Origin of the sequence: Rummeliibacillus stabekisii (assembly GCF_007988965.1) — a bacterium.
Classification (GTDB): Bacteria; Bacillota; Bacilli; order Bacillales_A; family Planococcaceae; genus Rummeliibacillus; species Rummeliibacillus stabekisii.
Map to the genome: position 1 here is coordinate 238,701 of NZ_BJVD01000003.1, position 19,207 is coordinate 257,907.

Here is a 19,207-nt window from a genome sequence, read left to right on the forward strand (position 1 = left end):
TTTGGAAAGGTTGTGTGTATGTGTTTAGTAAATTTTTTGCGTTAGATATCGGTACCCGCTCCGTTGTCGGCATTATTCTTGAACAACAGGGAGAACAGTTCCATGTTGTTGATTTAATTTCAAAGGAGCATAAGGAACGTGCCATGGTAGATGGCCAAATACATAATGTGATTCATGTCTCATCAGTTATAAAAGAAATTAAAGAAGAATTAGAGGAAATACATGGTCCTCTTCTTAAAGTAAGTGTAGCTGCAGCAGGAAGAGCCTTAAAAACAGAGCAGGCCTCAACAAAGCTTAATTTAATCAACCGTCAGCCTCTTACAGAAGATGATATTCATCGTCTTGAATTAGCAGCTGTACAATTAGCAAGCCAGCAGTTACTAGAGCATAAAGAACAAAAGAAAGGCAGTCATTATTATTGCGTAGGTTACTCTGTTTTATACTATCGGTTAGATGGCCAAGAAATTGGTAGCCTGCTAGATCAGCAAGGAGAAGAGGCAGAGGTAGAAGTCATTGCGACTTTCCTTCCTAGAGTCGTAGTCGAATCGTTAATTGCTGCTTTAAAGCGCGCAGATTTAGAAATGGAAGGCCTTACGTTAGAACCGATTGCAGCAATCAATGCGCTAATCCCCTCTACAATGCGTCGATTAAATATTGCATTGGTTGATATAGGAGCAGGCACTTCTGATATCGCTATCACAAATAAAGGGACTGTTGTAGCATATGGCATGGTACCAACTGCCGGAGATGAGATTACAGAAGCCTTAAGCGATCATTATATACTGGATTTCCCTGTTGCAGAAGAAGTAAAAAGATCCTTATCAACACAGGAAGAAGTGCTGATTGCTGATATTCTTGGTTTTGAGCAAAGCTATCCGAAAGAAGAAATCGTTGATATCTTGCGCCCTACTGTCACATCGCTTGCGGAAGCTATTGGCCAAGAGATTTTTCATTTAAATAATCATACTGCCCCAAAAGCAATAATTCTGGTAGGGGGTGGAAGCCTGACACCCGAGATCACGACCGAAATCTGCAAATTCCTTCAGATTCCTTCTAATCGTGCTGCTGTTCGTGGAATTGATGCGATTCAAAAATTGACATTTGAAGAACATGTGTCGGCTTCACCTGAGCTAGTGACACCTATTGGTATTGCGATGGCTGCAAAAAATACACCGATCAGGTACATGTCTGTCGAAGTGAATCAGCAAACAGTCCGCTTATTCGAGCTAAAAGAAATGACCGTTGCAGATGCCTTGCTATCTGCCAATATCAATATTAATCGACTATACGGAAAGCCTGGACTAGCCATGTGCGTCAATGTAAATGGGCAGGATATATTTGTACCCGGCGGTCACGGCAAACCGACTGAGATCATTGTAAATAACGAAAAAGTGAGTATCAAAAAACCAATTAAAAATGGTGATAGCATTTATTTAATCGAAGGTAAAGATGGAGAAGCCGGTACTGCTACCATTGCAGATATTATTGAGTATAACGGTCCAGCGAAAATAACTATAAATGATAGTTTGCATGAAATCGAGCCAAGCATTAGATTAAATACACAAAACGCAGATGTCGCTACAAGCCTATCAGATGGAGATGTTTTGGTATTTGACCATTCCCATACAATAGAAGAGTGTTTACGACTAACGGGACAAAGTCATCTCGTCCAGTGGCTAGAGCCATTCCCTATTTCATTGGATGGACAATCCTATACTATCCAAAATGCTGAAGGTTCAATTTTAGTCAACAATCTTCCTGCATCCATCCAGTCTAAAGTGAAAGACGGCGATGTGATTCATATTAAGAAGGGAGAGTGTCCCTCGGTACAAACTGTAATGGCGCAGATGAATCTTTTGTCTGCTAAACAGATAACTGTATCCTTTCAACAGAGAGAGGTACGATTAGAAAAAGAATGCTATCAAGCTATCGTTAATGGTGAACCCGTTCCCTTTACAACACAATTAAATAGAAACGATCATGTAGAGTTAAAAGCAATCCAACTTGACTCCTTTAAATTCCGTGATGTGTTTCGATATGCTGATTGGAAAATGCCCGAACAATTCAAGGGCACATTTACACTTCTTCGAAATAACCAACCTTCTACTGTAGAAGCAGAGATATTTGGGGGAGATCAATTATCAATTCAGTTAGTTCCTGCTGTGAATTAAAAAACCTTAAGCATAAAAAATACGCCAGAGTAATTAACTCTGGCGTATTTTTTATTTTTTCTGAGATTCTTCTATTGCTGACATTGCTTCTTCTACAGCATTGCTTACTGCCGTAGGTTCATTGTTTTCTGATTCATACTCAGCAATTGTTTTCTCCATTGTTTCCATAATATCAAGCGGCTCTTCACCTTCTGAAGAAACAGTTCCATCATCAAGCGGCGGAGTAGCAGCTGGTTTCAATGATTTCACCTTATCAACCAATTGGCCAGATTGCACTTGGACTTTTTTAGAAATCTCTGCTGTTTTTTCTTTTGCAGAGTTTGTAATGCCAGCACTTTTTTCTTTTAATTGGCCTGCTTGTACTACTACATCGTTGCGAAGCTCTTTACCTGCTTTTGGAGCTAAGAATAAAGCTGCTGCAGCCCCTACAATACCGCCGACAAAAGCACCGATGACAAAGTCTTTCATATTGACGCTGTCTTCATCTACCGCGTATAAAGCGTCCGAACGTGATTCATAGGGTTTTGGCAAATATGTTTGATCCTGATTCTCATAACCTATTTTTCTTACGTCGCCATAATTTGGTTTTTGTTCCATCAAAAGTAGCCCCCTTTTAGATATTACGATTATTACTTGTTGCTGCATCATCATAGATGGTATTCGCAGCTTTTTGCTTTTTCATTTGTGCACGAATGCCTAAAACAGCATTTCCCCATTGAATAACTTGTGCGATTTGCTCACTATTTCTTGAGACATTCGTGTTAACAGAAGAAGTGACATGTTTAACTGAATCACTTAATCCTTTCACTGAATCTCCAAATCCTTTAACTGCTGTTACAACAGAATTCAATTCTTGTGATTTCACTTGAATATCAGCAGCAAGTAGATTTGTTTTTTCTAGTAGGTTTGTAGTTTCTCGTGTAATGCCTTGCATTTGTCCTTCGATGCCAGCCATTGTACCAGCAACATGATCCATTGTTTTCTTCAAGGCGCCTAGTGTCTTAGCTAAACTAATGCACAAAATAAGAATTCCTATTCCCACTAGCAACGCAGCGATGTATAAAATGACAATCATTTTTAAACCCTCCATTTCTGTATATATTGGATTTTTCCACAAAATAAGTGTATTTAAACATCACTTACCTAATTACATTCTACAAACTTTCTTGAACTCCTGCCAGTTAAAACTCTATCTAAGCTGATAAAAGAGCCAATTGCCTTATATATAACCGCTTTTAACCATAAAAAAACCGCAGAAACAGAAAAGTCTGTACTGCAGTTTTCTTTACTATGCTTCTTGTAAAAGTTCTTCGAATGCGGTCTGGAATTTATGTATATCTCCAGCTCCCATAAATAAAAATACCGCATTTTCATGGCTTAACAATTCGTTGATGTTTTCTTTGTTTAACAAATGGCTTTCCTCAATTAAGTTCGCCAAATCCTCGATTGATAAGGCGCCTCCCTTTTCACGAGCTGAGCCAAAAATATCACACAAATAAACACAATCTGCCCCGCTTAAGCTGTCAGCAAAATTCTTTAAGAAAGCTTGCGTACGTGTAAACGTATGAGGTTGGAAAATTGCAATCAGCTCTTTATTAGGGTACTTCTGGCGGGCTGATTCTATGGTCGCACTAATCTCAGTTGGATGATGCGCATAGTCATCGATTAATATGCGGCTTCCTCGTTCTGTTTCAGTAAAGCGGCGTTTTACTCCATGATACGTATGCAGTCTCTCTTGAATAAGGGCTGCTGGAATACCTTCATAATGGCAAAGCGAAATAACAGCCAATGTATTTAAGATTGTATGATCTCCGTACATTGGAATAAAGAATTTACTATAGTATTCATTGCGAACATACACCTCAAAAGATGTACCTTCTGTTGTTTTTTCTACATTGCGTGCTTCAAAGTCATTTTGTGAGCCAAAACCATAATATACAACTGGAACATTGGCTTGAATTTTTTGTAAGTACTCATCGTCACCACAAGCGACAATCGCCTTTTTCACTTGCAATGCCATTGATTGGAACGCACTAAATACATCATCAATATCCTTATAATAATCTGGATGATCGAAATCTATATTTGTCATTACTGCATAATCTGGATGATAAGCTAGGAAATGGCGCCTATATTCACAGGCTTCCATAACAAAGTTCTTAGCATCTTTCATTCCTCCACCAGTACCGTCTCCTATAAGATAAGATGTAGGAGTAGCTCCTTCAAGTACATGAGCCATTAAACCGGTTGTAGATGTTTTACCATGAGCTCCCGTAATAGCAATGGAAGTAAATTTTTCCAAATATTCGCCCAAAAATGTGTGGTAGCGTATTACTTCCAAGTTCATTTCCTTTGCCCGTATAATTTCTGGATGGCTATCTGGAAAAGCATTTCCCGCAATAATAGTCATCCCTTCCTTAATATTATCAGGGTCAAACGGCAAAATTGTAATATTTCGTTTTCTTAGCGGTTCTTCAGTAAAGAAATGTTTTTCAATATCAGACCCTTGCACAGATTCACCTGAATCGAATAATATTTGTGCAAGTGAACTCATTCCTGAACCTTTAATACCTGTAAAATGATAAACTGTCATGTTGAAACCTCCCGGGAAAGTCTCCTTACCCTTGAATAATCAAATCTCTGTAACGGCTCGCTATAAATTTCATGTCATTCAACAATCCTTTCAAAAGCATAAAGGATGAAGAGATGGCAGATTAGTCTAAAATAAGCAACCAGCCATCTTCTATATATAACTCTTTTTATGTCGATGCCTTATTAAAACAACTACCATTATAACATGAAACTATGCGGTTCTAAACTATCCGTATATTTCAATAAAATGAAACTTTCACTTAACGGTGTAATCTTGATCCTCTAACTGAGGAAAGTATTTAAATTAAAAATTAACAGGTCGTTGTCCCCACTTCTATACCTCTTTATATCACTCTCAGTGCTATTGTGGGGCCAAGCGCCTGTTATCGCGGTATACATTATGCTTATAAAGTAAATAAAGTATGGGAATTACGCGTGATATTATACATGGGAGCCGTTGAATATGTTTTCAAGATCTTGTTCAGTCAAAAAGACATCTCTTGGTTTAGTGCCTTTGGATTCTGAAATAAAACCTTGCGCTTCCATCATATCTACTAATCTTGCTGCACGGTTATAACCTATGCGATATTTTCTTTGCAATGAGGATACAGAAACAGTTCCTTCCCTACAAATGAATCGGCAGGCTTCTTCAAATAGTTCATCTTGTTCTTCAATAGAGTCAACTTTTTTTAGTAGCTCTTCTTGTTGGAATAAGTAATCTGGTTCGCCTAACGACCTTACATAGGATGTAACCTCTTCAATCTCATCATCCGTTACAAATGTTCCCTGTACACGAACCGGAGCAGACATTCCGTTACCTAAATAAAGCATATCGCCTCTACCTAATAATCGTTCAGCGCCTTGGCTATCTAAGATCGTACGTGAATCCACATGTGATGATACAGAGAATGCAATTCGTGTAGGAATATTAGATTTAATCAACCCTGTAATAACATCAACAGACGGCCTTTGGGTCGCAAGTACAAGATGAATACCACAAGCTCTAGCTTTCTGTGCAATTCGGCAAATGGATTCTTCTACTTCTTGAGGAGACATCATCATTAAATCAGCCAATTCATCAATTACAATGACTAAATAAGGCATCTTTAGAGAAAACTTACGTTCTGCTTCTACCATTTTATTGTAGCGGGTAATATCTCTCGCTCCAGCATGTGCAAATAGCTGGTATCGTCGCTCCATCTCTTCCACAGCCCACTTTAGTGCAGCAGTTGCTGCTTTCACATCAGTGATGACAGGACTTACTAAATGCGGAATATGATTAAATGGCGCTAATTCCACCATTTTAGGGTCAATCAACATTAATTTAACATCCTGTGGGCTTGCTTTTAATAATAAGCTAACCAATAGTGAATTAATGCAAACGGATTTACCAGACCCTGTTGCCCCTGCAATCATTCCGTGCGGCATTTTCCGCAAATCAATCGTCATCGGTTCTCCTGTCAAATCCAATCCGAGTGCTGCTTCAAGAGGAGAATCTGAGTTAATGAAAGAAGAATGTTTTACAACTTCGGTAAGTCGGACAGCACGTGATGCACGATTTGGTATTTCAATACCTATTGAGCTTTTACCAGGTATTGGAGCTTGAATACGTATATCTCTTGCTGCAAGTGCCAGCTTTAAGTCATCCGCCAAATTCCGGATTTTACTTACCTTCACACCGTGGCCTACCGTTATTTCAAACTGTGTGACTGCAGGCCCTTGCACAATTTGAACAATCTCCCCATCGATTTGGAAGTAAGATAATGCTTCAATCAGTTTTTCACCTTGTGCATCCATCCAACCAAAATCCTCAGTTTGCTCTTCAGGCGGCTTTAAATAAGCGATTGCTTCGTCCAAATGCTCGTTGACTGTAGAAGGTTTGTATTCGACTTTCTCTTTTTTGTCTTCGATAGAAGCTGTTTCCGTATCTATCTGAGCTGGAAAGGATTCCTGCAAAACCTCTTGTGACTTTTCGATAATCTCTTCTTGGATTTCTTCCTCTATTTCTGATTGCTTTGGCATTGAAGCTGCTGGCACTTCTTTAGGCTGTACAGCTTCTTGTTTTGAAGGAGTACTGAAAGATGTTTTATTCCTCAATGGTGTCTCAATGTTGCTGTAAGGGTTTAGCTTTTCCTTATCTGTCTTTAACATCACCACATTAAACGGAACTCTGCTACCTGAATGCTCTATTGCATTTGGTATTTCATCTTCATCATTTTCAGGTATTTCTCCTTCAAATGCTTGCACTGTTTCTAATTCAGCTTTCTGTACTTCTAGTAATTCATGCTCTTCAACAGTTACACTATTTGCCTCTGTTGCTTCTTCCCGATTCAACGTCTCTATTTCTTGTACAGTCTCATCGTTGACAGGGTTAGTTATTTCTTCTAGAACAGGCTGGTTAATTGGCAACTTCTTTCCTGACCATGATATATCTATGTTGCTAAATGGATCTAATTTTTTCTTATCTGTTTTTAGCATGACCACATTAAATGGAATTTTGCTACCTGAATTTTTGTTTTGTACTATCTCTTCTGGTATTTCTGTTACTTCTAGTTCTTCTAGTTCTGCTGTTGCTTCCTGTTCTTCTATTGCTTCTTGTTCTTCTATTACTTCCTGTTCTTCTATTGCTTCTTGTTCTTCTATTACTTCTTGTTCTTCTATTACTTCTTGTTCTTCTATTACTTCTTGTTCTTCTAGTTCTTCTAGTTCTTGAACTTCTATTACATCAGCTGCAATCTCAACGTTGGTTTCAATTACCTGCGCTTTTTCTTCATGTACAGGTCCTTGCACAATTTCATTACATTCGTCTTCATGCTTATGATCTTCTTTCCCACTCCTATTTGTTTCTACAACCATGTGTTCACTTTCTGATTTGGCAGGCAATTTTTCTAGTGTGGGCGATTGCTGAATTTTAGTCTTTTCTTCAACTATATGTTGAGATGTATTATTTGGAACCTGTCCTACTTGTTCTTCTATTCCCTTGTCTAGATTTTTTGGCAACTCAGGCTTTATTTTGGACCCGCTAGCAGGTAAATCTGCTTTTGTTGTTTCATTTTCAATAGACTTTTGCTTGTTCATATGACTATCAATCAAAGCTTCTGTTGTTTTTGGAAGGGGCTCTTTTGCCTTTTTTTCCTTTTCATCTATTAGTTTATGAATATCTTTTGGAGGCTTTGGTCTCTTAAAACCATAGACTGGTGAAGGCACATCTGTTGGGACGAACTTCTTTTTCACTGGGTAGTCTACTTGCTTCGCATCCGCTTTTTCTTTCTCTCTATCTTTGTTTATCTCTTTTTCTTGAGAAGGATAAATTGCCTTTTTTTCATACTTGGTCTCTTGCTTGAATGCCTTCTTTTCATACTTCATCTCTTGCTTGTATGGCTCGTGAGCTGGTTTTATAGGCTTAGCGTTACTTGATCGAAAAGGGTTATAGGTTTCCCTACTTTGCTTTTCCACTACACCTTTTAATCCTCTAGGCTCTCGACTAAATGGAGAATAGTCTTTAGGCCTTACAGTAGATTGTTGTCTATCTTGCCAAGTTGAATGGATTTTCGTCTGCTGCCTTGGCTGTTCAAAGAGTCCAGACGTCTCTGCTGGAGGAATATTATAGTCCTCAGCTTCTTCCTCATTACTTTCTTTCACATATTCATCTGAAACCATTGGAAAGTTAAATGACGGATGCGGTTCCTGAGATTGTTCTGTTTCTATCATTTCATCTCTATAAGCAGTATAGTCATATTCATTTTCATTATAGTAATCTTCAGAATTGTTTTCTTCAAATTGATCATATGATTGATAAGGTTGATCTTCTTCATATTCATTGTAGGTCTGATTTTTTCCTGGCGTTTCTTCTGCTTCGTCGCCTAGAATTCGAGTTACGATTTTTTTAAACCAACTCATTATATGCACCACTCTTTTCTAAATCATTGACTACATTTTAGCAGTAACAAATAGCTTCATGCAACGCGTTTGAGACGAATCTGTCACAACTCCCTATTTTTTCACGTAGAATTTGGTGATTCGAAAAAAATCGCGGGGATATTTTACTAGGGTTACTTGTTCATTTTTAGGTCAATCCAACACCCAGAGCCTAGGACAGTAGATTTCCTTAACGATGATCTCTTTGAAAAAAACCGCCTCCAAATTGAATTGGAGACGGTTGTATATATTTTAATTCAAGCTCTATTTAAATACCCTACTTTAAACAACCAATAAGGCTATAATGGCGGGATAACTATACTTCAAATGCTGCTCCCACTTTTGCATCTTCCTCAAGTACCATAATTCCTTTAACTTGAGGAGCATTAGGGATAGCTAATTCACGTGCTGAGCAAAGCATGCCGTATGAATCTACTCCTCGTAACGCTGAAGCTTTGATAAGCATTCCTGAAGGCATAACTGCTCCTACTTTTGCTACTACAACGCGCTGCCCCTCCGCAACATTTGGTGCTCCGCATACAATTTGTAGGGGTTCATCTTCGCCAACATCTACCTTGCAAATATGTAATTTGTCTGCATTTGGATGTTCAGATACTTCTTTCACATGGCCAACAACAAATTTAGGAGACAGATCAACATCAAAGTCTAAATGAGCATCATTTTTATTGACGGCATCTTTCAATTCAGAGATCAGTTCCTCTGTAATGGATACATTCCCTGCTTCTTCAATTTTCAAATAGTTGCTTGCATTGAATAGATTAAAGCCTTTGACTTCACCTGTTGCCTTTTCTTTTAAAAATACTAGGTCGTTATGTTTTTCGATTTCTGTTTTTACAATAGGTTCACTTGAAAGCTGAACGAGTAAAACATCCCCTACAAATTCTTTGTTGTATGATACGATCATGATTCTCCTTGCTCCTTCTTCACTCTATTTTTAGCCAATATAAATATCGGTTCTAGTTTGCCATCTTCGTATATGAAGGACAATGAGGTAATAGGCACAGCCCCAACCGTAAAGAAATGCATGGTCATTTGTGCAAGCACATCATATCCAGTATTATTTCTTATATCTCCTATAATGAGAACATCTTGATGAGGGACGGACACCGTCATATCCCCTTCTACTTGGCTTTGCATTTCCTTTAAGAAAGCGTCATTTAAAATTCGGCTTGCATCATAGCCATCATTTTCATTCAAAAAGTAAAAGATATTGCCGCCTACCTCATCTTTTTTTACATGAGTAGGAAGTTTACGAACTTGAAAACGTGCAGATTCTTTTACTCTTTCAGCAGGCACACCTAATTGACTGAGCATTGACTCATCTATAAGCCTATATGTAGTGCCTAAATCAAGTGCATAGTAGATAACCGTTTCAGCTGTATGTTCTGAGGTGAGAAACGGTTGTCCTTCTTTAGACTTCTTAGGAAAAGAACCAGAACGAATGACTGGATAGACATTCGAGAGATCTTTGAATCCCTGCTCTTTTTCTGCTTTCAATGCCTCGAATGTCTGTTCAATGGTATAGACAACTTCATCAATCGCTTTATCTTTGCGCTCATCGTATTTAGTTAGCACATCACCAAGAGAAAGATCCATCCCCTTGCCAGTTGAACGTTGGTCTATTCGCAATTTGTTGTTCTTATTTTCTAGTTTCCATTCATAGTGAGTTTCCCCTAGACGGTCTTTTAAAATAGCTACTAATTCTTTCGCTTTAATCGTACTCACTCCTTTTGGAAAATTACTGTTTATCAAAAGTCCAGATAGCTCACTGTCCCTCTGCGAATTTTATTGTGCTTGCAGGAATTTTTCGATTTCCTCTTGAGTTTTGCGGTCCTTTGAAACAAAACGGCCAGTTTCTTCCCCATTAGAATAAGCGATAAAACTTGGGATGCCGTATACATTCAATTCCACACATAAATCAATAAAGTCATCACGGTTGATTGAAACAAATGTGAATTCGCTAAATTTCTTTTCAACCTCTGGCATAAATGGGTCAATAAAGCGGCAGTCCGGACACCAGCCAGCAGTAAATAAGAAGACATGCTTCCCTTGTCCTTTTAATTCATGAAATTGTTCGACAGATTGTAGTGTTTCCATTTAATCGTTACCTCACTTATTTTTTATTTGTACAGAATGGGCAATTTCCATTAGCTCAGGAATCGTATGGTCAATATTTTGTTGGCCTGATACGCCAGTAATTTTGACTCCGCCAGTACCTGCGACTACCCGATAATTGTGATTATCGTCCACTAATACACTTGCAAAGCCAAATTGACCGTCTTTCTCATAAGTCTGTTCCTTTACAATGGCATCCTTTTCCTTTTGTTGTATAGCCTTGTAAAACTGCTTGCTTTGCTTTGGCTCATGCGGGTTAATGAATAATGAAAAAGTTTCATCACCTTTTTTAAGAAGTATATTTGTTTCATCCGAAGATGATTTAATCGTAAAGTCCTTTGGCAAATAAAATTGCAGATGTTCTGTTGAGGCAGTACTTGTCTTTGGTTTTTGCTCAAAAACTTGGTCTGCACTTTCAAAGCCTTTTGAAATTTTTGTATCCACATTATTGCTACATGCTGCTACAGTGAATACAAATGCACTGCAAATCATTAGTCTTGTACATTGACGGAACATGTCCATTCCTCCATTCGTACTTTTACTAATTTCATTGTAGAATGCCCGATAGGTCAATGCAACTATCATGTTTTTTCATGCTATTTCGAGTTTTTTTGATAGAAAAAGTATTGACCAACTAGCTCTTGAAGAATATGTTCGAACATCTCTTTGCGGTCAATCAATCCATCTGTAAAAACGCCAATCGCACCGGCAGTTTGCCTAGTATCCAGCTGTTTTGTGTATTCGTCCATTATTGGGCCAAGCTCTTGTGTGCCAGTCAGTTTGCTGGCAATTTCTTGCGGTAAAGGAATTTGAGCTCCTGCAGCAGTTAACACCTTGCCATTCGGCAAAGCTAAGGCTCCCCAATTGCATAGGTACATGATATCTTCTATTATCGTAACGCCGCCTTCTAAACCGAAGGCTAGATCTGCATTTGACTCTGCCAACATTTTTTTCGCACGGTTGATAGCGCCCCTCCTTGTCTCTTCAGTTGACATAGGCTGAGGAGAAACATCAGAAGAAACCGATAAATGTTCGAACGTTAATATATCATGAAAATGCTTTGTCACCACTGAAATTACCGCTGATACTTTTGCTTTATTTGTTGTACCAATTCCTACTTTCATCATAAACACTTCCTCGCAATAAGTTAAGGGGAGATCCCCTTATTAGGAAATCTCCCCTTACTATATCAAATAGGCATGAATAGTTTCCACAATCCAAGCACTGGTATATATCTATGACTACTGCTGACGGATTGATTCTAGTGTAGAACGGTCCGCATTTTTTACTAATTGAACGAGCAATTCTTTTGCTGCATCAATATCATCTGTATGCACAATAGAAGCATGCGTATGAATGTAGCGTGAGCAAACGCCAATTACTGCACTAGGTATACCATCATTTGAAGTGTGGACTACACCTGCATCCGTGCCGCCTTGTGAAACGAAATATTGATAAGGAATGTTATTGGATTCTGCTGTATCAAGAACATACTCTCGCATGCCCTTATGCGTAACCATCGTTCTGTCCAATATGCGAAGCAATGTTCCCTTACCTAGTTGGCCAAATTGCGTTTTATCACCTGTTGCATCATTTGCAGGGCTTGCATCTAATGCAAAGAATAAATCAGGTTTAATCATATTAGCCGCGACTTTTGCACCTCGCAGGCCGACCTCTTCCATTACATTTGCGCCTGAATAAAGCATATTCGGCAATACTTCATCTTTTAATTCTTTTAATAATTCAATGGAAAGACCGCAGCCATAGCGATTGTCCCAAGCCTTGGCCATAATCTTTTTCGGATTGACCATAGGTGTGAATGGGCAGATTGGAAGAATTGGTTGACCTGGACGGACACCCGCCCTTTCAGCTTCTTCTTTGTTGTCAGCACCGATATCTATCAGCATATTGCTAATCTCCATTGGTTTCTCTCGCATTTCTGGTGTTAATAGGTGGGGCGGTACTGAAGCAATCACACCTGGGATCTTGCTGTCTTTCGTATAAAGCTCCACACGTTGTGCGAGCATAACTTGGTTCCACCAGCCGCCAAGTGTTTGGAAGCGAATCATGCCATTATCCGTAATGCCTGTCACCATGAATCCTACTTCATCCATATGTCCAGCTACAAGAATGCGTGGACCATTTTCGTCACCTTTTTTTAGTCCAAATATGCCACCTAAGTTATCTTGTACAATTTCATCCGCGTATTTAGATAATTCTGCTCGCATGTATGCACGTACAGCATGTTCATTGCCTGGAGCTCCTGGCAATTCAGTAAGTGTCTTAAACATCTCTAATGTATCTTGTTTCACAGTGAAGCCTCCCTTTATACAGTCTCTTTTATTGTAGACAAAATAGTAGGAAAATTCCACTTCTATATTTCGAATTGCGAAGTTTTATGACCACCTATCCTATTACCCTCTGAATGTTCATTTCAATCTATTTGTGATACACTGTATATATGAAAAGGGGGCATTTATAATGAAATTAGGAGACTTCTTATTAGGCGTTGCAACTGGTATTTCAGCTGCTTATGTAGTAAAACGGGTCGGCGAAAAAGTAAGTCCGTACGAAAATGCAGACCATGTTCTCAACAATATAAAAGAAGCTTTTAAAGAACAAGGTCCTATTGATGGTTCATGGATTTATATGCAACCAGAAACAGTTTACAAAGAAAACATTGAAATTCCTGTATACAAAGGCGGTATTTCTCGTGTGCAAGAAGGAGAAACCGTGAACTTTGAATTCTCAGCAGATGCAAGAACAGGTTCAGTAGTCGATTTAGTAAAAGTATAATTTATTAATCTATTCCCCCATCTTACAAATAAGATGAGGGATTTTTTGTTATGCTGTTGTATGTGTCTCTCTCGTACGCGGCAATTCTGCAATAATCTCTTTTCCAGATTGATTCCATTTGATTAATCGTTTATGGGCATCGTGATAGAAACTTACCCAATAGCCGTTCTTTAGTATTTCGTCTACCAGTTTTTCTTTTGCAAAGACAGATGTCATTGGATAATCATCATACGCGAGTACCCATAGCGGATTTTGATGCGCATGTGTCGGCATTATGTCCGCCATATGGATGATTGTTTCTCCTGCTTGTGTTAGCCGGATAATAGCATGTCCCTCACTATGACCACCTGTATGGAACATTGTAATGCCAGGCATTACTTCCAATTCTTCCTCAAATGTTTGAACTTGTCCTATAATTGGCTTCCAATTTTCTTCCCAATACGTATTGGCTGAACGAATATTCGGTTCTCTCATCTCATCCCACTCAATTTGTGAGGCCATAATTTTAGCATGAGGGAACGTAGACACCAATTCATCATTTTGCCACTTGGTCAATCCACATGCATGATCAAAGTGCAAATGAGTCATGAGCACAATATCAATATCTTCTGTTGTAAGTCCTAACTCTTTTAAACTATCATCGATTTTCGATTGCTCTTCCACACCATAATTGCGCAGCTGCTTCTCTGTAAATTTTCCATTGCCCACACCTGCATCAATCAATAAATTTTTCCCTTTATACTGAATCAAAATCGGGTCTGTTCGAAGTTCAATTTGATTTTTTTCATTGCTAGGATATTTTCTTGACCATAAAGGCTTTGGCACAACGCCAAACATCGCGCCGCCATCTAAATAGGTTACTCCCCCATTTAACCACGTTAACGTCATATCATGAAATTGAAATGTATCCATTGAAAATCCCCCTTTGTGTAATAAGACCACTGAAAAATCGGTTATGCTCATGAAGAAATCAATAATAATCTCTTATTTTTTCTTCTAGTAGTCTCAACTTAAGACAGCACCGATAGTAGCTACCGTTATAATTGTAACATAATTTAGAAAACTTAGAGTATATCTATTGCTTATGATAGGGGCCATTATTCTATTCTTTAGTAGAAAACGGTTTCCAATAAATTCTGCCTAATAAAAAGCGCATGGCTTGATCTACCATGCGCTTTTTCTATTTCATATTCGCGAAAGTTAAAATATATTAGCTATTTTTTAAGCTGATATTGAGCTTCAAGACGATAGATCGGTTGTCCCTTCGAAGAAAATTTCTCTTCATACTCAGTCATCACATTGTCTTCAGGCATTTCCACATGTAAGTCAAGTGAGACTTTATTTAGCAGCATGCCGTAATGAGACACGCTGACTAATGAATACTCAAACAACCCTCTATTATCGGTTTTAAAGTGGATTTCTCCCTCATCAACTAAGATGGATTCATATATTTTCAAGAAGCTTTCGTGCGTTAGACGGCGTTTGGCATGTCTTGATTTAGGCCATGGATCCGAAAAGTTTAGATAAAGGCGATCTACATCGTTTTTAGTAAAGTATTTCTCTAAGTCAGCGCCATTAATAAGCAATAAACGCACATTTTCTGGTGTACCCGCAGCGATCACCTTTTCAGCAGCTTTTACAATAACGCTATCAAATAATTCAATTCCCAAATAATTAATGTCTGGGTTTTGAAGTGCCATTCCGGTGATAAACTGACCTTTGCCGGATCCTACTTCAATATGAAGCGGATGGTCATTACCAAATAGTTTTTGCCAATTTCCTTTATATTCTTCTGGATTTGGTATAATGATTTCAGGGTGTGCTTTGATAAAATCTCCAGCCCACGGTTTATTACGAACTCTCATTATATTTCCTCATTTCTTTTATTCATATAATCAACATTTAATTATTCAAGAAGTTATAGGTTGAGTCAAGGGCTTTACGGCCAAAAAGATGACAAAGATCAGTATTTTTTTCTTTTAATCTCTGCAAATCCTACTAATATTGCGAAGCTGCATCTTCACCTGGGTCAATCTTATTGTACGAAGTAGTTAATACGTTTTGCAAAAGTGATTGCGCTGCTTTTAATTGCATTGCCTTCATAGGTGATGAATTTTTCTTCAAATAGCTAAACCAATCTGGATATGTTTTTTTATCGATATATTCGATACCAAAGCTCGTATTTGTATCATTAATATAACCATTTCTAGATAGCACAATTTTTTTGATAGGCATCTCAATGCCATTTTCTCGAAAAATTTGCTTTACAATACTTTCTGTTCGATTTAATCCAATTAGCGGACTTAAAATCTTTTTGTCAATCTTGCCAATTTTCTTCGTCCAAAAGCGGCTACCATCTGGAATAAAAGCTGCTTGGACCTCCTCTTCCAGGACTCCGATACAAAGACATTGTGTAGGAGTTAACAAGATAATACCCGCTTCTACAGGAGCCCGTTTGATTTGAAAAACAGGTCGATATAATAATAAATAGCTATCTGGCAAACGTTGTGTAAATGCACGCAGCAACGTATCTCGTGTGTATCTCGGGTTTAGATGTGATTCCTCTCGCAAAGTTGAGCTCGCCCATTTCATTTGAAACTGAAACAACTGATCAATATACATACGTTTTAAATCATCCATTGTTTGCGGTGCGAAATAGAAAGACGGCTGAAATGTATATGCGTTTTCTTCTTCGTGCATATCTGGAGCCAACTCTCCATTTAATTCTTTTTCATTCTTTGTAAAAAAAGCTTCTGTACCATCTTCGATGTATTCATCATCCTGTGTTTTTTTACTTTTTCTACGGAAAAAACGTGGCAAAAAGCTCTTTTTTGGTTTTTCTTCTGCTTCTTCTACCTCAAGCTCACCATGAATGTTACCTGTCTCCCAATCGCTTTTCATACGGATCCATTGTACCTTTTTAAGGCGGACAAATTGGGTTGTGTATCTCTTTAAGTCTTTTTCATATCTAGAAACATAATCTTGCAATTTTACTAGCTGTGCCAAATGAACACCTCCCATATGAAGTTTTCTTTTTATGTACCCCCCATAAAAATGGGGGTATCTCGCAAATTTATTTTACCATGTTTTTTATATACCCATTATTAGCGCCAGTTTAATAACAAGATTTTTTCTGGATTGTTGTACTCTAGATACTCATTGTTAATGCGGGCAAATACTTCTTCTGTATCTATCAAATCATTTGTCTTAAGTAATTCCTTTTCAGCATTTGAAAGCTTGTCTTTAATTTCTTTATATTGTTCCCCTGGCCCTGTATTTTGCCAAGCAATAAATTGGATGGGGCGGCCCACTTTTTCAAAAGTATTGTATTGGATTTTGGGGTGAATTGCTCCACTAGATAGAATACCACGTTTTTCTCGATCGCCTTTGGCCACATTTTTTATTACGTTTTCTGCAATGGTGGGGTTTATCCAGTTCATTATTCGTATAGCATCGTTTCTCGTCGTATCAATTGTATTTCCATAAATAACGATTTGTTTATGTGGATGTCCCTCTGAATATTTATGAGTTCCGATAGCTCGATCTAAATTCTTAAACCGATTGTTGAGAATTAGAATCCGTTTATTGGCTGTTCGATCAAAATTGCTCCATTCAGAACTCCACCCAAGAGTTGTTTTATCCGGTGTATCTAGGTTAATTGCTTCTTTCACATGTCGAGCGGATGGAATGGAATTGAAAAATTCGTTATCTCGAATGATTACATTTTCCGAGGCGTCCATTTCAATAAAGTGCCCGCCGTTCATATTTTTGAACTGTATATTTTGTATCTCTACATTTTTATTGTGCCCCATGATAATCGCAAAGCTGAATAATTTGAACTTCAGATCAAAAATCACTTTCCCCTTGCCAATAAAGCGAATATTTTTTTCACCTTTATGGCCACCTACAACACGCTCTTTCTTTGATAAAGAAGGCCGGATCAGCTGGAAGATGGAATTAGAAGGGTTGATGGTCGTACTCCCTGTATGATCACCTTTAATTATTTCGACGCCATCTTCAAACTCAAGTGTCACATTGGACGGCACATATAAAACATTAGTAATCGTATATTTTCCTTTTTTAAAAACAAGCTTTCCGCCACCTTGCTTCTCAAGCTGCTCCATGTAAGAGCGCAATGCATAGTACTGCTTTGTCTGGTCTGTATAAGAATTACGTAAGAGGTATTCCTTATTTAAGGTAACTGACTTTGGGGTGACAGTATATACAGCCTTATTAAGATCCTTTAGATTGGTAATCTCAATTTTTTCTAAAAACTGGTCGTGTTCGATGGGGATGGCATATTCTTTAAGCTGTTCACCCTTATTCGAAGCAAGTGCTTTTTTATTGCTAAGAGTGACCGTGTTTTCGCTCACTGTGCCATTAGAAGTATACTCTGCTAGCTTGACGGGAATCTTCATTTTTTTCAATTGGTTCAGACGGATGACAGGCTTGTAGGATCCCAAAACATAAACCCCATAGCCTTTTGCATCTTCTAGAGTGTTGTCTTCAACTGTTGATAGACGCCAGTTGTTCATCACAATCATATTCGAGCTTGCGTGAGCTATTTTGTTTTTTCGAATTACGATTTTGTTTTGAGGCTTACCATCTGTAGCATTTTTTGAACTAATCGCTTGGTAAATATCGTAGAAATAGTTTTGTTCAATTGTCGTATGCACATTCGGCGTTCCATCGTACATACTCCAGCTGACCTGATAGTTACCATTCTTTTCTTCTGCTGTGTCCAAACTGATGACTGGTTTGGAAGAAGAATGTTGATGAAGGAAGGTGTTGTTCTGAATGGTCGCATGTTTTGTAGCGGCTAATTGTATAAAATACCCTTCATTCGCGTTAAGGAATTGAATATTCTTAATAAGCAGGTTCTCATTATGTCCTGCGATTATTCCATTTACATTTTTTTGATGATTCAAATCAATGGTGGCCTTTCCACCACTTATTATATTGATATTAGTAGAACCGTTATAATCATATTGCATGCCTATCTTCTTTACCATGCTAGGCGCTACCAATTGGAACATGGAATACGAAGGCTTTAATGTATTCCCGCTTCCCGTATTCATACTCTTTTTCAAAATCACTCCGTTATTTAGTTGAATAGTTACGTTTGAAGGTACGAATAATGTATTGGTTATAGAGTATTTGCCTTTTTTCAATACAAGCTTGCCTCCACCCTTTTTTTCCAGCTCCTCTAAATAAGATCGAATGGTGTAGTAGTTTTTCGTTTCTTTTGTATAAGTGGAATAGCCTTGCATTTTTTTATTGAGGGGTTTCGTATTTGGTGAGATAGTGTAATCTTTTTGCTTCGCTGTGGCATCAAAAAGGTCAAATTTGCAGAAAAGCAATGACAGGATAAAGGATAGTAAAATTATGTATAAAAAACGTTTAGCAAAACACATAGAAAGATCACTCCTACTTTACACACTAATTTTCATACTTGGCTTTATTATGTACTGCTGGTATACAATTATCCTTCCTGAACTACTTTCCTTTAAACGCTGTCTTGGTTCCTCTTCACAAACCAACTATTTCATCAACAACCAAAAAACCTCCATCTAAATTAGACGGAGGTTTCCTAT

At 38.1% G+C, this 19,207-nt stretch carries 16 protein-coding genes; 2 read left to right on the forward strand and 14 right to left on the reverse strand.

What is annotated here, in order from left to right:
- Window positions 1-20: 20 nt before the first annotated feature.
- On the forward strand, window positions 21-2,171 hold the full coding sequence (gene pilM, locus RST01_RS08800; RefSeq protein ID WP_147196037.1) for a pilus assembly protein PilM: 2,151 nt from the start codon (window positions 21-23) through the stop codon (window positions 2,169-2,171).
- 51 nt (window positions 2,172-2,222) lie between these two features.
- Here pilM and RST01_RS08805 read toward each other — a convergent pair whose 3' ends face one another.
- The 10 genes from RST01_RS08805 to RST01_RS08850 all read right to left on the reverse strand — a co-directional run bounded on the left by RST01_RS08805 (window position 2,223) and on the right by RST01_RS08850 (window position 13,129).
- Entirely contained in the window at window positions 2,223-2,768 is a 546-nt protein-coding gene (locus tag RST01_RS08805; protein ID WP_066788967.1) for a YtxH domain-containing protein, read from the reverse strand.
- A gap of 16 nt (window positions 2,769-2,784) precedes the next feature.
- Window positions 2,785-3,246 (reverse strand): DUF948 domain-containing protein, encoded by a 462-nt coding sequence (locus tag RST01_RS08810; protein ID WP_147196039.1) that lies wholly within the window; start codon window positions 3,244-3,246, stop codon window positions 2,785-2,787.
- A 213-nt stretch (window positions 3,247-3,459) separates the two neighbouring features.
- Window positions 3,460-4,764 carry a UDP-N-acetylmuramate--L-alanine ligase gene (gene murC, locus RST01_RS08815; protein WP_066788974.1) on the reverse strand — a complete coding sequence of 435 codons (1,305 nt, stop codon included), beginning with the start codon at window positions 4,762-4,764 and terminating at the stop codon, window positions 3,460-3,462.
- Window positions 4,765-5,204: 440 nt separating this feature from the next.
- Window positions 5,205-8,663: a DNA translocase FtsK gene (locus RST01_RS08820; RefSeq protein WP_244946684.1), complete on the reverse strand. Its 3,459-nt coding sequence runs from the start codon at window positions 8,661-8,663 to the stop codon at window positions 5,205-5,207.
- A 334-nt stretch (window positions 8,664-8,997) separates the two neighbouring features.
- On the reverse strand, window positions 8,998-9,606 hold the full coding sequence (gene ytpR, locus RST01_RS08825; RefSeq protein ID WP_147196040.1) for a YtpR family tRNA-binding protein: 609 nt from the start codon (window positions 9,604-9,606) through the stop codon (window positions 8,998-9,000).
- Window positions 9,603-10,427 carry a DUF1444 domain-containing protein gene (locus RST01_RS08830; protein WP_244946689.1) on the reverse strand — a complete coding sequence of 275 codons (825 nt, stop codon included), beginning with the start codon at window positions 10,425-10,427 and terminating at the stop codon, window positions 9,603-9,605. Before RST01_RS08830 ends, ytpR begins: the two co-directional genes overlap by 4 nt.
- A gap of 60 nt (window positions 10,428-10,487) precedes the next feature.
- On the reverse strand, window positions 10,488-10,799 hold the full coding sequence (locus tag RST01_RS08835; RefSeq protein ID WP_066788983.1) for a thioredoxin family protein: 312 nt from the start codon (window positions 10,797-10,799) through the stop codon (window positions 10,488-10,490).
- A gap of 12 nt (window positions 10,800-10,811) precedes the next feature.
- The gene (locus RST01_RS08840; RefSeq protein ID WP_147196041.1) at window positions 10,812-11,333 is read right to left on the reverse strand and encodes a hypothetical protein; all 522 of its coding nucleotides are present in this window, start codon (window positions 11,331-11,333) and stop codon (window positions 10,812-10,814) included.
- Between the two features lie 80 nt (window positions 11,334-11,413).
- Complete coding sequence (locus RST01_RS08845; RefSeq protein ID WP_307723582.1) at window positions 11,414-11,944, reverse strand: DUF84 family protein; 531 nt, start codon at window positions 11,942-11,944, stop codon at window positions 11,414-11,416.
- 114 nt (window positions 11,945-12,058) lie between these two features.
- A complete protein-coding gene (locus RST01_RS08850) occupies window positions 12,059-13,129 on the reverse strand; it encodes a M42 family metallopeptidase (protein WP_147196042.1) in 1,071 nt (356 codons plus the stop codon).
- 169 nt (window positions 13,130-13,298) lie between these two features.
- Here RST01_RS08850 and RST01_RS08855 point away from each other — a divergent pair, with 169 nt between their 5' ends.
- Window positions 13,299-13,613, forward strand: a complete 315-nt coding sequence (locus RST01_RS08855) for a peptidase M4 (protein ID WP_066789000.1) — start codon at window positions 13,299-13,301, stop codon at window positions 13,611-13,613.
- Window positions 13,614-13,661: 48 nt separating this feature from the next.
- On the opposite strand, the gene RST01_RS08860 is transcribed toward RST01_RS08855, so the two are convergent.
- From RST01_RS08860 to RST01_RS08875, 4 genes are all read right to left on the reverse strand, one after another.
- A complete protein-coding gene (locus RST01_RS08860) occupies window positions 13,662-14,525 on the reverse strand; it encodes a YtnP family quorum-quenching lactonase (RefSeq protein WP_147196043.1) in 864 nt (287 codons plus the stop codon).
- Between the two features lie 302 nt (window positions 14,526-14,827).
- Window positions 14,828-15,478 (reverse strand): tRNA (guanosine(46)-N7)-methyltransferase TrmB, encoded by a 651-nt coding sequence (gene trmB, locus RST01_RS08865; RefSeq protein ID WP_147196044.1) that lies wholly within the window; start codon window positions 15,476-15,478, stop codon window positions 14,828-14,830.
- A gap of 133 nt (window positions 15,479-15,611) precedes the next feature.
- On the reverse strand, window positions 15,612-16,619 hold the full coding sequence (locus RST01_RS08870; protein ID WP_147196045.1) for an NERD domain-containing protein: 1,008 nt from the start codon (window positions 16,617-16,619) through the stop codon (window positions 15,612-15,614).
- A gap of 98 nt (window positions 16,620-16,717) precedes the next feature.
- Window positions 16,718-19,027, reverse strand: coding sequence for a right-handed parallel beta-helix repeat-containing protein (locus RST01_RS08875; RefSeq protein ID WP_147196047.1), 2,310 nt, complete (start codon window positions 19,025-19,027; stop codon window positions 16,718-16,720).
- Window positions 19,028-19,207: the final 180 nt, after the last annotated feature.